8 protein-coding genes, 1 tRNA gene and 1 rRNA gene are annotated in these 15,312 nt (G+C 54.6%); all 10 read right to left on the minus strand.

Annotated elements, in window-relative coordinates; genetic code table 11:
• Window position 1: 1 nt before the first annotated feature.
• Window positions 2-634 (minus strand): imidazole glycerol phosphate synthase subunit HisH, encoded by a 633-nt coding sequence (hisH, locus tag WC562_08770; GenBank protein MFA5056239.1) that lies wholly within the window; start codon window positions 632-634, stop codon window positions 2-4.
• A gap of 88 nt (window positions 635-722) precedes the next feature.
• Entirely contained in the window at window positions 723-2,396 is a 1,674-nt protein-coding gene (locus tag WC562_08775; GenBank protein ID MFA5056240.1) for an FMN-binding glutamate synthase family protein, read from the minus strand.
• A 35-nt stretch (window positions 2,397-2,431) separates the two neighbouring features.
• The gene (locus tag WC562_08780) at window positions 2,432-5,068 is read right to left on the minus strand and encodes a PEP/pyruvate-binding domain-containing protein (GenBank protein MFA5056241.1); all 2,637 of its coding nucleotides are present in this window, start codon (window positions 5,066-5,068) and stop codon (window positions 2,432-2,434) included.
• 210 nt (window positions 5,069-5,278) lie between these two features.
• Window positions 5,279-6,904 carry a CTP synthase gene (locus tag WC562_08785; protein MFA5056242.1) on the minus strand — a complete coding sequence of 542 codons (1,626 nt, stop codon included), beginning with the start codon at window positions 6,902-6,904 and terminating at the stop codon, window positions 5,279-5,281.
• Between the two features lie 137 nt (window positions 6,905-7,041).
• Window positions 7,042-7,116: transfer RNA gene (locus WC562_08790), tRNA-Met, on the minus strand.
• A gap of 50 nt (window positions 7,117-7,166) precedes the next feature.
• Window positions 7,167-10,111 (minus strand): 23S ribosomal RNA (locus WC562_08795).
• A gap of 219 nt (window positions 10,112-10,330) precedes the next feature.
• Window positions 10,331-11,668, minus strand: coding sequence for a glutamine synthetase family protein (locus WC562_08800; GenBank protein MFA5056243.1), 1,338 nt, complete (start codon window positions 11,666-11,668; stop codon window positions 10,331-10,333).
• Window positions 11,669-11,702: 34 nt separating this feature from the next.
• Window positions 11,703-12,560 carry a peptide chain release factor N(5)-glutamine methyltransferase gene (gene prmC, locus WC562_08805; GenBank protein MFA5056244.1) on the minus strand — a complete coding sequence of 286 codons (858 nt, stop codon included), beginning with the start codon at window positions 12,558-12,560 and terminating at the stop codon, window positions 11,703-11,705.
• Entirely contained in the window at window positions 12,560-13,621 is a 1,062-nt protein-coding gene (gene prfA / locus WC562_08810) for a peptide chain release factor 1 (GenBank protein MFA5056245.1), read from the minus strand. Before prfA ends, prmC begins: the two co-directional genes overlap by 1 nt.
• Before the next feature lie 334 nt (window positions 13,622-13,955).
• A complete protein-coding gene (hisS, locus tag WC562_08815) occupies window positions 13,956-15,212 on the minus strand; it encodes a histidine--tRNA ligase (protein MFA5056246.1) in 1,257 nt (418 codons plus the stop codon).
• Window positions 15,213-15,312: the final 100 nt, after the last annotated feature.

A 15,312-nucleotide genomic window follows, 5' to 3' on the forward strand; every position in this document is an offset into this window, starting at 1 on the left:
CCTAGCGGACACCCGCTCCATCGAGCTTCTTCACACCGAACTCCACAAAGTTCTTAAGAAAACGAAGGCCGACGTCGCCGCTTTTCTCCGGGTGGAACTGCGTGGCCACCATGTTGCCGCTGGCGATGACGCTGCAAAAGCTCAGGCCGTAATCGGTCTCGCCGGCTACGATGTTTTTATCCTCGGGCGCCGGATAGTAGCTGTGAACGAAGTAGAAGCACGCTCCGTCAGGAATACCTTCAAATACCGGATGGTTCGACCGTTGCCCTACTTGATTCCATCCCATGTGCGGTATCTTGCTAACGCCTCTCAGCCGGCGCACCTCGCCGCGAACGATGCCCAGACAATCGTGTCCGCCGTTCTCCTCCGTCCTATCGAAGAGTATCTGAAAGCCGATACAGATACCGAGAAACGGACGGCCGCTCATAATGTATCCGGTCAAAGCATCGGCGATGCCCAGGTTTTTCAGGCTCTTCATCGTGTCGCCGGCAGCCCCAACCCCCGGCAATATCAACAGGTCAGCCGCCGCGATATCGTCAGGACTGCTCGTTACCTTCGCCTGATAACCAACGGCGGTCAGGCTGTTGGCAACGCTCCTTATATTGCCCGCGCCGTAATCTACTATCGTTATCATCTCGTATATCCGGCGCGGCGGTAATTGTTCAGCCGACCGCCGCGCTTCCTTACTTTTACTCTCATCGAACCTTTGACAACTTTAACTGCTACTCATACGATCTGAGTCTGGGATATGCGCCGGCGAAGATATTGCCGCTCTTCACCGCGGCACCGACGCCGTATCCGTCATCTCCATAAAGAATCTGCAGAGCCTCATCCTTATAAGCATCCATTAGGTACGGTATCCCCGTTACCTTTGCGCATTCCTCGGTGAGCGACATGATATCGGAACGGCTGATTGACGGCACGTTGAAACACCTGGCCCCGGCCATTATCTGTTGCAGGCCGACCCTTATCTTTTGAGAGAAGCTGTAGACGCCCACTGCGCCCAGCGGTATGCTGCTCATCTCATCTGCCCCAACCATATCCTTCACTTCCTCGTAGCAAACGAATATCTCTTCGGGAGTCGAGCCGAACTGGCTCACGGTGGACGGCAGCTTGCCCTCCCCTATCCACTTGGCGATATTCTTGCCTACCATGCCCGGTATCATGAGCGCGCGACCCATACATACGGCCTTTGAGTACGGAGCGCCGAGCGCCAGCGCCTTGAACACGCCGCTCTCGTTGCTGAAGCCGCCGGCGAATGCTATATCCGGCGGGCGCACGCCCTTATCGGCCAGGCGTTTACAGAAATCGTGTGCCGCGGAATGCAGGTAAATGCTGGGCATGCCCCACTCGACCATCATCTGCCATGGACTCATACCGGTGCCGCCCGAGGCGCCGTCTATTGTCAAAAGGTCTATATTCGCGTTCGCGCCCCACCTGATGGCCATAGCCAGCTCACGCAGGCCGTACGCGCCGGTCTTAAGCGTGATCCGCTTGAAACCCAGGTCCCTCAGCCTCTCTATCTCGGCGAGGAAGCTGTCCTCGTTGAGGAAACCGAGGCGGCTGTGCCTCTCGAATTCCTTAAGCGAACCGTCTTCATACGCCGCTTTCGTTATCGGGTGCGAAGGATCCGGTGTTACTATATAGCCGCGCTTCTGAAGCTCCCGCGCGCGCTCCAGGCTGTTGACCTTTATCTCGCCGCCGATGCACTTGGCGCCCTGGCCCCACTTGAGCTCGATGGTATCGATGCCGTGTTTCTTTATGACATACTCGGCCACTCCCAGCCTGGTGTCCTCGACGTTCATCTGCACCAGCAGCTCGCCGTAGCCCCATTTGTAACGGCGATACCAGTCGACACGGCGGTCCATCTCCGGCGACGACACGATCTTGCCTTTCGCATCGAGTTCGAGCCCGGGATCGATCCCGCACACGTTCTCGCCGCAGACAAGGGTGATGCCGCTCAACGCCGCTCCGACGGCGAAATGCTCCCAGTTCTTGCGGGCGATCTCGGTTGAGCCCAGCGCCCCGGTGAATACCGGCACGGTCATCTTGACCTTGCTGTCACGGCCGTACTCCGTCTCCGTGTTAACCGCCGGGAAGATGGCCGAGTCGGAATCGCCGACGATCCCGTCCGGGAGGCCCTTGGCGCCGCACGCGTATCCCTGAATATTGAGATGCGAGTAATCCACCGGATAGTCCTTATCGCCGCCCGCGGTGATATCGCCGAAAGGCCCCGGGTACAGCAGTTCCCTTCCCCGGAAACTGGCCTTGAATACCTCGCAGTTGCCCGTGCAGTTGTCCACACACCTGCTGCACAGTCCGCTCATCGGCACCACGCTCTTAGATCTGTTCACAGTTCTGGTTGCATCGTTCGCATTCGGTCTATGAAGGTTCATTTTATTTGCCTCCTTTTTCTAACCTTCCTTAATCGTCACGCTTCTTGCAATATGCACATGGCTTTATGCGTCTGGGGATCTGCTAACAGCCTTGCCGATCCGCCGCCGCTTTCCGCCACATTAATGACACGCACTAAATTATCGAATTCGGCGTAATCGGGCAGCAACTCCGCGAATATGCTCCTCGCGCCGTAGAAAAACCCCCTGTTGAACCTGGATTTCTCATCGCCGGGGTAAACCGGAACGTACAGTATGTCCGATTCGACAAGGTCCTGGAAGAAATGCGTCCCGTACGAGAATTCCGGTTTCAAGCCGGATTCCTCACTCCCCACTTCCACCAGAACGGAGACGTTATCTATCTCGGCGTAGGTCACGTTCACGCCCAGGTCGATGTTATTGCTGCCCCACCTGCCCGGCCCCATCGCCATTATCCTGCCTTCATCCCGGCCCAGCAGTTCATTCAGCACACCTATGACCCGCCCCAGCGACCTCTTCCTGTCGATATCGGTTTCGGCGTATCTCTTCGGATCGACGAAAATGATGTGCCTGATATCATCAACTATACCCGCGCTGATAGTGCGCTCCGACGCAAACAGCACCCTGTCTGCGGGAACATCCTCCGGCATACGCACATCGACGCCGCTGGCCCTGGGCACGTGGAGAGCGCGGCATTGCAGCAGGTTGATTGAAATATCCCCTTCTTCATTTAAATAAGCGGTGAACTCGATATCGATCGGCTGGCCCCACGCCTGTTCGAGCCTGTACAGTATTTCTCTTAGAATGGCGACGATTTTTGTCTTCCTGATCAGATTATTGAAGGTCAGGACAAGCTCCAACGTATCCGACAGGGAAGCAGCGCTGTCCCGCACGTACCCGTCGTCGATCTCGGAGGTAACCATGCTCAAGCCGGGATAATCCCTCCCGCCGACCAGATCGCCGAAAATCAGCGTCTCGAACCTGTTGGCTTTAATATTCAGCGCGTCAACAAGTCTCTGCGCGTACTTTGCCACCCCCATTCCAACTTCCGGACGCAGTTCGGGATGGCTCACGGCGATAATTCTCGGATACTCGCCGCTCACGCGATTTACGGCGCGTGTGCCGAGCCCGAACACAAGGCGGATCATCCCCTTCTTAGGGTCGATGCGGTCCGTCCACGCGTACAGATTCCGCGAGAAAGCCACTCCGGCCAGTGTAGGGAAAAAGTATTCTTTATACGGCATTCCCGACACGCGTTGCACCAGGATCGCCATCTGTTCATCGCCTTCGTCCAGACCGCGCCTGCGTCTATACGACAGCGCATCCGGGTTCAGCGCGCTGGCATATACCAGCTTCATCGCCTTAAGAAACGCCTCCATCCTTTCATCCGGCCCCCCCTGGTTGGGACAGAACTCGCTGCGATATTTGCCGGCAAAAGCGTCATTGAACCCGTCCTCCAGCAGGCTGGAGGAACGGACGATTATCGGGGCCTGCCCGTAGTAGTCCAGCATATCCCTGAACTGCTCCATTACATCCGGCGGAAACTTGCCGTTAAGGAACTTCTCCTCGACCCCGGCAAAGTCGTCCCAGGACAGCTTCTCCTGATTCGAAAGCTGCAGCCTGAGTTCGAAGAGCCCGTTATTCACCAGGAACGTAAAGAAGACATCTGAACCTATATAAAACGAGTCGTGCTCCTCAAGTATGCCTTTGAAATCGAAACTATCCTGTGCCGCGGACAGGACGGCGCGGGCCATGAGCATGCCGGCCGATTTGCCGCCTATGCGTCCGGATCCTATGATGCGATGCCTGATATCGAACAGGTCCTCCACGCTCATATATTTGTTCGAAAGTTGGACGAGTTTCCTGTGGCTCCCGATCATCATTCGCGCCAACTCGTCTTTCAGAAGCGCCTTCTCTCTATCGATCTCCGGCGAATCCTTGCCGAGCGTCTCATAGCTCGCCAGCCTGCCGTAGACGCTGTCCCAGGGAGCGATGGATGTCTTCTTCAGGCTTACCGCGTTCCTGCTGGCGGCATTGAGCACGGAGGCAGCCTCGCCGCTGCGAACAACGGGCTCCCACTCATTCGTTCCCATCCTGTGCGGCAGGAACATGTCCGGCGAATGGCGTCCCTGCACCTTTAACGGATGTATATATTTGCTGCCGCTGACATGATATACATCGATGAGCACCTGCGTGACGGCGCGTATCCGCGATACCGCGCCCTGTCCGTGCTGCTCCCTCCTCAGCGAAAAGTAGGCTATGTCGCCCATCTCAAACAGGTGCGGGCATGTTATCTGGAAGAAATTCACCAGCAGCTCATCCGTGGCCCATTCGTCCACCAGCGCCGACAGGTTATCGAAGATAAAGTAGGCATACCTTCCCGTGTCCTCGATAAGCCGGAAGACCTCGCCGCTGAAATAATCGAAGCCCTGACCCGGGTCTATGTCCACGATAACAAGGCCGCGCCTCGGTTTGATTACCGGCGCGTGAGGCGCAAAACGCACGTAAACACACTTATTGCCATCCTTCATCGCGTGTTTAATTAGGGCTTCGGCAAAGAAAGGATAGTCGTCAAGGCTGTCCATCTGCCAAACGACATTGTCTCCCCACCTGAGTCCCTTCAGCAGGTCATCCAGCAGCGGAAGCCCGCTGCCGATTATTTCAGGGCGAACCAATTGCATTTTTGATTTCACCATTGTTGTTACTCTATAGGATATCGGCAACCGCTTTCCGATTACCGCTTTTATATAATAGCAGATTATCTAATTTTGTCAATAGCCTTTTTCGTTAAGCAACAACCGACATCAAAGCAAAAAGCGCCCCAAAGTGATTGTTGGTCAATCGAAATGCCGTCGATGAAGGCGATAGTGCTATAATGCGAGCTTCTGCAGAGTTAAAAAGGCTTTTTAAATTTGTAGTGGCGATTGAGAGCCTTCGACTACGATATCTTTTGCTACATTCATGAATTCACGGAACAACGGATGAGACCGATCGGGGCGTGAGAGGAATTCCGGATGGAACTGGCAAGCGACCATGAAGGGATGGCCTTTGAGTTCGCTTATCTCTACCAGGTATCCATTAGGTGAAAGTCCGCTGAAACACATACCTGCGTCCTCGAACATCTTGCGAAAATCGTTATTAAACTCGTAACGGTGGCGATGGCGCTCATAAATCAGAGGTTCTTTATACGCGGCTGCGGCCTTGGAGCCTGCCGTCAGACAACACTCATATTCGCCGAGCCTCATGGTGCCGCCTATATATTCGATGCCTCGCTGCTCCGGAAGCAGATCTATAACCGGGTAGGCGGTTTTGGAATCGCATTCGGTGGTATTGGGCTCATCCGATCCCAGGATATGCCGAGCGAATTCAATAACCATAACCTGCATACCCAAACACAAACCAAGATAAGGTATTCCGTGAGTGCGGGCGTATCTTGCCGCGATTATCATGCCTTCGATGCCCCTGATTCCGAATCCGCCCGGCACGACGATGCCCTGAGCCGAGTGAAGTACTGAGTCGCCGTTCTGTTCCAGGTCTTCAGAGCTTACCCACTGTAATTCGATGTCCCGGCCGTAGTGTACAGCCGCATGGTACAGCGACTCCTTAACAGAAATATACGAATCATGCAGCTTGACGTATTTGCCTACTATCGCTATCTTAATACTTTCCTTAGGCTCCCTCATACGATCAACGATATCCCGCCATTCATCGAAATCCGGCTCGTTCCCGGGCAGATCGAGTTTTTCGACTATCAGAGATCCCAGCCCGGCCTCCTCGAGCACGAGAGGTATCTCGTAAATTATCGGCAGGGTCGGCAAAGCTATGACAGCCCTCCGTTCCACATCGCAGAATAAAGCGATCTTGTCTTTGACATCGTCGTTGATGGGCAAGTCGCTGCGCAGGATTATCACGTCCGGCTGAATACCCATGCGTCTGAGCTCATTGACGCTGTGCTGTGTCGGCTTCGTCTTCAACTCGAAGGTCGACTGTAGATAAGGAAGAAGCGTCAGGTGAACGAACATTACATTGTCGCGGCCGACCTCCGTCCTGAGCTGCCTGATAGCTTCAAGGAACGGTTGGCCTTCGATATCGCCTACCGTGCCGCCGACCTCGACGATAACGACGCTTGCCTCACTCTCCTCAGCAACAACGCGAATACAGCGTTTTATCTCGTTTGTAACATGGGGAATAACCTGTATCGTTCCGCCAAGGAAGCCTCCCTGTCTCTCCTGCGAGATTATCGAATTATATATCTGTCCCGATGTAACACTGGATGATTTCGTCAGCCTTATATCTATGAATCGTTCATAGTGGCCTAAATCTAAATCCGTTTCAGCGCCGTCACGGGTAACAAAAACTTCGCCGTGCTGGTAAGGCGACATAGTCCCCGGATCTACATTCAGATAAGGATCCAGTTTCTGCACGGATACGGAGATTTTGCGGCTCTTTAATATCCTGCCTATAGACGCGACGGCAATGCCCTTCCCCACCGAGCTGACTACGCCGCCGGTTACAAAAATGTACTTCGCCATCGGCAAGAACCTTTCTTAATAAATTTTATCCTAGAGTATATGCCTCAATTGTTACGAAAGTATTTCATACCACATTCTTAAAATATAAAAAGCCCTGAGTCTCTTTAAGAATCTCAGAGCTTTTCAGCTTAATTCCTTGGTAGCGGGAGTTGGATTCGAACCAACGACCTCCGGGTTATGAGCCCGACGAGCTACCACTGCTCTATCCCGCGGTACTACTGTATATAGTCGCATTGAACTTTAGTATACCCAACTCTTAGTGTAGGTCAAGTCCTCGGCCGTTAGTACCGCTAAGCTAAAACGCTCGCACGCCTTACACACGCGGCCTATCAAACAGCTAGTCTTGCTGCGGCCTTACTCCTTCCGAAGAAGGATGGCAGATCTAATCTCGGGGCATGCTTCGCACTTAGATGCTTTCAGCGCTTATCACTGCCAGACATGGCTACCCAGCAATGCCGCTGGCGCGACAACTGGCACACCAGAGGTCTGTCCCTCCAGGTCCTCTCGTACTATGGAGAGCCCCCCTCAAATCTGCTACGCCCACGACGGATAGAGACCGAACTGTCTCACGACGTTCTGAACCCAGCTCGCGTGCCTTTTTAATGGGCGAACAGCCCAACCCTTGGGGCCTGCTCCAGCCCCAGGATAAGACGAGCCGACATCGAGGTGCCAAACCTTGCCGTCGATGTGAACTCTTGGGCAAGATAAGCCTGTTATCCCCGGGGTAGCTTTTGTCCGATAAGCCACGGCCCTTCCACACGGGACCGTGGGATCACTTTGCCCGACTTTCGTCCCTGCTCGACTTGTTGGTCTCACAGTCAAGCTCCCTTATACCAATGTGCTCTACGAGTGGTTTCCATCCACCCTGAGGGAACCTTTGGACGCCTCCGTTACATTTTAGGAGGCGACCGCCCCAGTCAAACTACCCACCAGGCACTTTCCCCCTGCTTGCTCAGAGGTTAGAACCAAAACCACAGAAGGGTGGTATTTCACCGTTGGCTCCACCGAAGCTGACGCCTCGGCTTCAAAGCCTCCCACCTATCCTACACATCCGAAATCTCGACCCAATGCCAAGTTGTAGTAAAGCTCCACGGGGTCTTTTTGTCCAGTCGCGGGTAACCCGCATCTTCACGGGTATTGCAATTTCGCCGAGTCCCTCGTTGAGACAGCGCCCAAGTCGTTACACCATTCGTGCGGGTCAGAACTTACCTGACAAGGGATTTCGCTACCTTAGGACCGTTATAGTTACGGCCGCCGTTCACTGGGGCTTCAGTTCAAAGCTTCGCAATAGTAAACTATCGCTAACCTCTCCCCTTAACCTTCCAGCACTGGGCAGGTATCAGCCCCTATACTTCCTCTTACGAGTTGGCAGAGACCTATGTTTTTGCTAAACAGTCGCTTGGGCCCATTCACTGCGCCCCGGACGAACCGGGGACCCCTTCTCCCAAAGTTACGGGGTTATTTTGCCTAGTTCCTTAACGAGGGTTCTCTCGTTCACCTTAGGATTCTCACCCCACCTACCAGTGTCGGATTGCGGTACGGACGCTCATTACAAGCATGCGGCTTTTCTTGACAGCATAGGGTCAACGGAATCGCCTTGGGTTGCCCCGCAACTTCCCCCTCTCTTCACCCTTCCGAAGAAGGGCTATAATCAGGGACGCACCATGTCCAGTAGGCACGCTCCATTTACCTTTCCGTGTCCCCGTCATGCCGTAAGCAATGAGCGGTGCTGGAATAATAACCAGCTGTCCATCGCCTACGCCTCTCGGCCTCGGCTTAGGCCCGACTAACCCTACGCGGATTGACCTTGCGTAGGAAACCTTAGGTTTTCGGTGGGCGTGGTTTTCACACGCCTTACGCTACTTATTCCGACATTCTCTCTTCCGTATGCTCCAGCAAGCCTCGCGACTCGCCTTCGCTGCTAAACGGAATGCTCCCCTACCACTCCTCCCTTGCGGGAAGAATCCATAGCTTCGGTGACAGGCTTTAGCCCCGGTGGATTGTCGGCGCGACACCACTCGACCAGTGAGCTATTACGCACTCTTTAAATGATGGCTGCTTCTGAGCCAACATCCTGGCTGTCTGTGCAACGCCACCTCCTTGCCCACTTAGCCTGTACTTAGGGACCTTAGCTGATGGTCTGGGCTGTTTCCCTTTCGACCACGGAGCTTAGCCCCCGTAGTCTCACTCCCAGAGTTTACAGCAATGGCATTCGAAGTTTGGTTGAGTTCGGTAAGCTTTTCGCCCCCTAGCACATCCAGAGCCCTACCTCCAATGCTTATCTCTGAGGCTGTACCTGAATACATTTCGGGGAGAACCAGCTATCTCCAGGTTCGTTTGGCATTTCACCTCTATCCACAGTTCATCCCCCAATTTTGCAACATTGGTGAGTTCGAGCCTCCGCTCAAGATTTACCTGAGTTTCACTCTGACCATGGATAGCTCACCTGGTTTCGGGTCTAATCGATGCAACTGAATCGCCCTATTAAGACTCGCTTTCGCTGCGGCTCCATCGCTTAAACGACTTAACCTTGCTACACCGATTAACTCGCCGGATCATTCTTCAATAGGCACGCCATCATCCTTCCGAAGAAAGACTCTGACGGTTTGTAGGCACACGGTTTCAGGTTCTATTTCACTCCCCTCTCGGGGTTCTTTTCACCTTTCCCTCACGGTACTAGTACACTATCGGTCGTCAAGGGTATTTAGCCTTGGGATGTGGTCACCCCAGCTTCCCACAGGATTCCTCGTGTCCCGTGGTACTCAAGAACATGGAAGAAGCCTCCCTCTTTCGCTTACGGGATTATCACCCTCTTTGATGGGACTTTCCAGACACCTTCAGCTAGAGTTCGGTTTGTAACTTCTTGCCCCTACTCGGTCAGGGCATCCATGCCTTACAACACCGCAACCGCATAGGCTCCGAGGCCGTTAAGCAGTTACGGTTTGGGCTTTTCCCCTTTCGTTCGCCACTACTAAGGGAATAATCTCCTCTCCTCGGGGTACTTAGATGTTTCAGTTCCCCCGGTTACCTCTTCCCAGCCTATGTGTTCAGCTGGGAGTATCCTTCTTTCGGAAGGATGGGTTGCCCCATTCGGGAATCCACGGCTAAGCTTGATAGACAGCCAACCGAGGCTTATCGCAGTCATTCCGCGCCCTTCATCGGCCCTTGACGCCAAGGCATCCACCATGCGCCCTTAATAACTTGACCTACACTAACAGGTGGGTATACCTCTTATTCTCTTCGCGACTATATTCAGTTTTTAAGGTACCTCTCACAAAAAGAGACGGCTTGATGTGAGCCGTCTCGATAAAGACTACATCAGGCCTTGCCTAGCTCACGTATTCAATTGGCCCTCATTTGATATATCACTGGACAGATATGGTATCACACATAATTTTACCTGTCAACACCTGAACGCAACGATTATTAAAGTATGGGCAGATACCTGTTTACTTCATAATCCGTTACCTGTGTGCGATACAGGTTCCATTCAATCTTCTTGTTTTGAATAAAGGTATTGAATACATGCTCCCCCAGAGCCTTCCTCAAAAGCTTGCTCCCCTCCGCACAGGAGATGGCCTCGGACAGGCTGCCGGGCAGGGTGCCGATGCCCCTGCGTTTCCTCTCCTGTTCCCCCATCTCAAAGACATTCTCCTCTACAGGAGCCGGCAGTGAATATTTCTTTTCTATGCCCTCAAGCCCCGCGGCCAGCATAACGGCGAACGTCAGATACGGATTGCACGCCGGATCGGGAGATCGGTACTCCAGCCTTGTAGCGTATTCCTTGCCCGGCTTGTATTCAGGTATGCGAACAAGGTCCGAGCGATTGCGCCGCGCCCATGATACGTACACCGGAGCCTCATAGCCGGGAACGAGCCTCTTGTAAGAATTTACCCACTGACTGGTTACAAGCGTAATCTCGGCTGAATGCTTAAGCAGCCCTGCCATGAAGTACTTCGCCGCCGGAGACAGGTTATACTTGTCCCTGGCGTCAAAGAAGGCGTTGCGCTTACCCTTGAACAGCGATTGGTGCACGTGCATGCCGCTGCCGTTAACGACAGCCATGGGTTTGGGCATGAACGTAGCGTAATAGCCGAACTGCTGCGCTATCTGCTTCACTACGAGGCGCAGGACCATGACGTTGTCCGCCATCTTCAGCGCTTCGTTATATCTGAGATCTATCTCGTATTGAGAGGGCGCGACCTCGTGATGGGAATACTCTACATGGATCCCCATATCCTGCAGCGCTATTATTGTATCGCGCCGCATGTTCGATGACGTATCGGAAGGATTCATATCGAAATATCCTTCCCGGTCTATAAGCTCAGCGCAATCCGATTTCTTGAAATAGAAATACTCCATCTCCGGCCCGACATAATACGTGTAGCCGAGTTCCGTCGCCCTTTTAACGTTCCTCTTAAGCACATATCTGGGATCGCCCTCGAAGGCCTCGCCGCCGGGCTTCTGCACGTCGCAGAACATCGCGGCCACAGCGAATTCACTGGGACGCCACGGGAGCATGCTGAAAGTAGTAGGGTCGGGCATGGCCACCATATCGCTCTCGTCGATACGCGCGAAACCCTCGATAGAAGAGCCGTCGAAGCCCATGCCGTCCTCCAGCGCCCGATCCAGCTCCTCCACCGTTATCGCCACGCTCTTCAGGAACCCCAGTATATCGGTGAACCAGAGCCGCACGAACCTCACTTTGTTCTCCTTTGCTTTGCGGAGAACGATTTCTTTCGCCGAGTCTTTTTTCTTCGTCATATCACACTTCCTGATTGAAAATATTAGATTATACTTACGGCTGACGCTTTGTCAATAGTAATTTCAAAATCCGACCGACCCCGCTACAGTCCTTGACCAGATCGGCTCTTTCCCAGGGACCGAGGCCTTGAGACCACGACGCCAGCGCCTCTCCCTGCGACGGCGCGATCTCGAGTAGAACCGCTCCGCCATTTCGAAGCTTACCCGGCGCGTCGATGATAAGTCTTCGTATAACATCGAGCCCATCCTCACCGCCGGACAACGCGACGCGCGGCTCGTAACCCCGTATCTCTTCGCTCAGCCCGCCCATCTCATCGTCCCTGATATACGGGAGGTTGGCCGCGATGATATCGACGGCCTGCGGCAGTGGGGCGAGAAGGTCGCCCTCCAACAGCTCGACACGAACGCCGTGCCTGATACAATTGAGAGTCGCGATATCCAGCGCCTGAGCCGATATATCCGTAGCGTAGACCTTCGCCTTGGGAAACAGGTGCGCCAGCGATATCGCGACGGCCCCGCTGCCCGTTCCTATGTCGGCGATGACGGGATAATCGTTAGGGAAATTGCTGCGGATATATGCGACCGATTCCTCAACCAGCGTCTCCGTCTCCGGCCTTGGAATGAGCACGCCGGGCGCCACGTAGAAATCCAGCCCGTAGAACTCGCGATGGCCCAGTATATAAGCGGACGGCTCCTTCGCGAGTCGGCGAGTGACCAGCCGAGACAACGAGCTTTTGTATCGTGACGGCAGGTCGTCTTCGAGCCCGACATATAGACCGACGCGATCGATATCCATGGCATGCATCAAAAGCAGCTCCGCTTCGAGAGGAGCCTCTTCTACGGCGGCGGCGAGCTTTTTGGCGGTATCGTGCAGGGCTTCCTTTACCTTCACTAACTCTCCAGCACCCGCGCCTGCTCATCGGAGGCAAGCGCGTCGATAATCGGATCCAGATTTCCTTCCAGTATCGATTCGATGTTATGCAATGTCAGCCCGATGCGATGATCGGATACCCGCCCCTGCGGGAAATTGTACGTGCGTATCTTCTCCGACCTCTCCCCGGTCCCCACCTGCGAGCGCCGGTCCGCCGATATCTCCTCCTCCTGCCTGCGCCTTTCCTGGTCCAGGATGCGGGCGCGCATCACCGCCATAGCCTTGGTCTTGTTCTTGAGCTGCGAGCGCTCGTCCTGGCATACCGTGACGATGCCCGTGGGCAGGTGCGTTATCCTGACCGCGGTGGCCACCTTGTTCACGTTCTGTCCACCGTGGCCGCCTGCGCAATAAATATCGATCCGAAGGTCATCAGGATTAATCTTGATATCGACCTCCTCCGCTTCGGGAAGCACGGCCACGGTAACCGTAGACGTATGTATGCGCCCGCTCGACTCCGTTACGGGCACGCGCTGCACCCTGTGAACCCCCCTCTCCCACTTGAGGCGGCTGTAGGCCCCCCTGCCTTTGACCTCGAAGATGATCTCCTTGAATCCGCCGATGCCGCTCTGATTGCTGTCGATGACCTCGATCCCCCAGCGCTTCGTTTCAGCGTATCTGGTATACATACGGAACAGGTCCGCAGCGAACAAGCCGGCCTCGTCTCCGCCGGCGCCGGCGCGTATCTCGACTATGACATCCTTTTCATCATTCTTATCCTTGGGGATGAGCGCGGCGCGAAGCTCCTGCTCCAGCACCTGCTGGCGATTGCTCAGCTTTTCCATTTCCTCATCGATAAGGACGGACATCTCCTCATCCAGTCCCTTGGCCTTCATTGAGCGCGTGTCCTCAAGCTCCTTAAGAACCTTCTTATACTCGCGGAACCTGGCCACGGTGTCGCTTATCCATGCCTGCTCCTTGGCCAGCGATTGAAGCTTATCCAGATCGGATATGACCTCGGGCTGAGACATGAGCTGGTTCAGCTCTTCGTAGCGTTTTTCAATTGATTCGAGTTTATCGAACATTTTTAATGTAACCCCTGGCATCCCCTTAAAAGGGGAAACCATATCCGAACCCCCTGCTAGTCCCCCACACGTTGGGGGACATAAATATTAGGGGACACCCCTAACACCCTGCCAGAGGGTAATCCCTCTGAACTTCCCTTGCCGTCATTCCGGCTTTCGCCGGAATCCACAGGGCTAACACGGAGGTTCGACCCTATATGTATCCAATCGCGTAGGGGCGTATGGCCATACGCCCGCGGAACATCCATCCGGCATGCCCCTGACGCAAATATCCGCTACCCATTATAAAACAAAAAGAAGAACCCTAACGAGAGCTCTTCTTCTACGTTATCCGCTAGCCCTGTGTCAGCAGGCTTATGACTTCACAGATCTCCACCTCCCACTGCTCGCCACCCTCCATGTCCTTGTACATTACGGTCCCTTTCTCAACCTCGTCATCCCCGAATATGAATGCGAACGACACGCCCAGGTTGTTGGCCTGGCGCATCTGCGATTTCAAACTTTTGCCGCCGTATCCGATATGAACCGGTATACCGGCGGTGCGCATCTCGGCGGTCAGCCTTATCGCTTCGGCCTTGGCCTTCTCACCCGCGTAAGCGACATATATCCCCTGGTCCTCGCTCGGCGGCGGCTCCACGCCCTGCTCCTTGAGACACATTACGATGCGGTCGATGCCGGCGGCGAACCCGATCGCGGGCGCGGGCTTGCCCCCTAATTCTTCGATGAGGTTGTCGTAGCGCCCCCCACCGCCCAGCGCGCTCTGCGCGCCGCCGCCCGCCGCGGGCTGTATCTCGAAAACGGTGCGGGTGTAATAATCGAGGCCGCGCACCAGTCGATGGTTCTTCTTATATGGAACCTTTACGATCTTGAGATTCCTCAGGACCTCTTTGAAATGCTGTTTACATTCGGGGCAAAGGGAAGCTTCGCTCTTTGGCGCCGCGTCCGCCAGGCCCTGGCAGGCCGGCTCCTTGCAGTCCAGCAGGCGCAGCGGGTTGCGCTCGTATCGAATCTTGCACTGCGGGCAGACCTCGTCGATATGAGACGAGTAATATCTCTTGAGCTTCTTGATATAACCCGGGCGGCACTCCCTGCAACCGATGCTGTTGATATATAGAACGAGATCGTTCAATCCGAGCACGGCGTAGAAGTTCCAGGACATCTCGACAACCTCGGAATCGAGCGCGGAATCGCTCTCGCCGATGGCCTCCACGCCGAACTGGTGATGCTGGCGGTAGCGCCCCTTCTGCGGCCTCTCGTAGCGGAATATCGACGCGAAGTAGTAGAGCTTGACCGGCTGCGGCAGGGAATGCATGCCGTGCTCGATGTAGGCACGGCAAACCGGAGCGGTGCCCTCGGGACGAAGCGTCATCTCCTGATCGCTGCGGTCTTTAAAGGTATAGGTCTCCTTCTCGACGATGTCCGTCCCCTGGCCTATCGTCCGCACGAAGAGACCGGCATCCTCGAACACGGGCGTCTCGATGCGCCCGTAGCCGTAGCGGCGGCACATCTCCGCGGCCTGAGACTCTACATATTTGTAATACGCCTGTTCTGCGGGCAGTATATCGATGGTTCCACGCGGCGCCTTATACATTCATCAACCTCTCACATCAACCGAATTAACGTAGGATACAATAAGACGGGGGTGTTGTAAAGATATCAAATCGACAAAACCAAACGAAAGAGGTTTTAAC

This window comes from Dehalococcoidia bacterium, assembly GCA_041649635.1.
Lineage (GTDB): Bacteria > Chloroflexota > Dehalococcoidia > E44-bin15 > E44-bin15 > JAYEHL01.

Excerpts from the sequence above, each read along its gene's own strand:
- WC562_08800 (MFA5056243.1), bottom strand. The coding sequence starts at position 11,668 with ATGACGAAGAAAAAAGACTCGGCGAAAGAAATCGTTCTCCGCAAAGCA.
- hisH (MFA5056239.1), bottom strand. The coding sequence starts at position 634 with ATGATAACGATAGTAGATTACGGCGCGGGCAATATAAGGAGCGTTGCC.
- WC562_08775 (MFA5056240.1), bottom strand. The coding sequence starts at position 2,396 with ATGAACCTTCATAGACCGAATGCGAACGATGCAACCAGAACTGTGAAC.
- WC562_08785 (MFA5056242.1), bottom strand. The coding sequence starts at position 6,904 with ATGGCGAAGTACATTTTTGTAACCGGCGGCGTAGTCAGCTCGGTGGGG.
- prfA (MFA5056245.1), bottom strand. The coding sequence starts at position 13,621 with ATGTTCGATAAACTCGAATCAATTGAAAAACGCTACGAAGAGCTGAAC.
- WC562_08780 (MFA5056241.1), bottom strand. The coding sequence starts at position 5,068 with ATGGTGAAATCAAAAATGCAATTGGTTCGCCCTGAAATAATCGGCAGC.
- hisS (MFA5056246.1), bottom strand. The coding sequence starts at position 15,212 with ATGTATAAGGCGCCGCGTGGAACCATCGATATACTGCCCGCAGAACAG.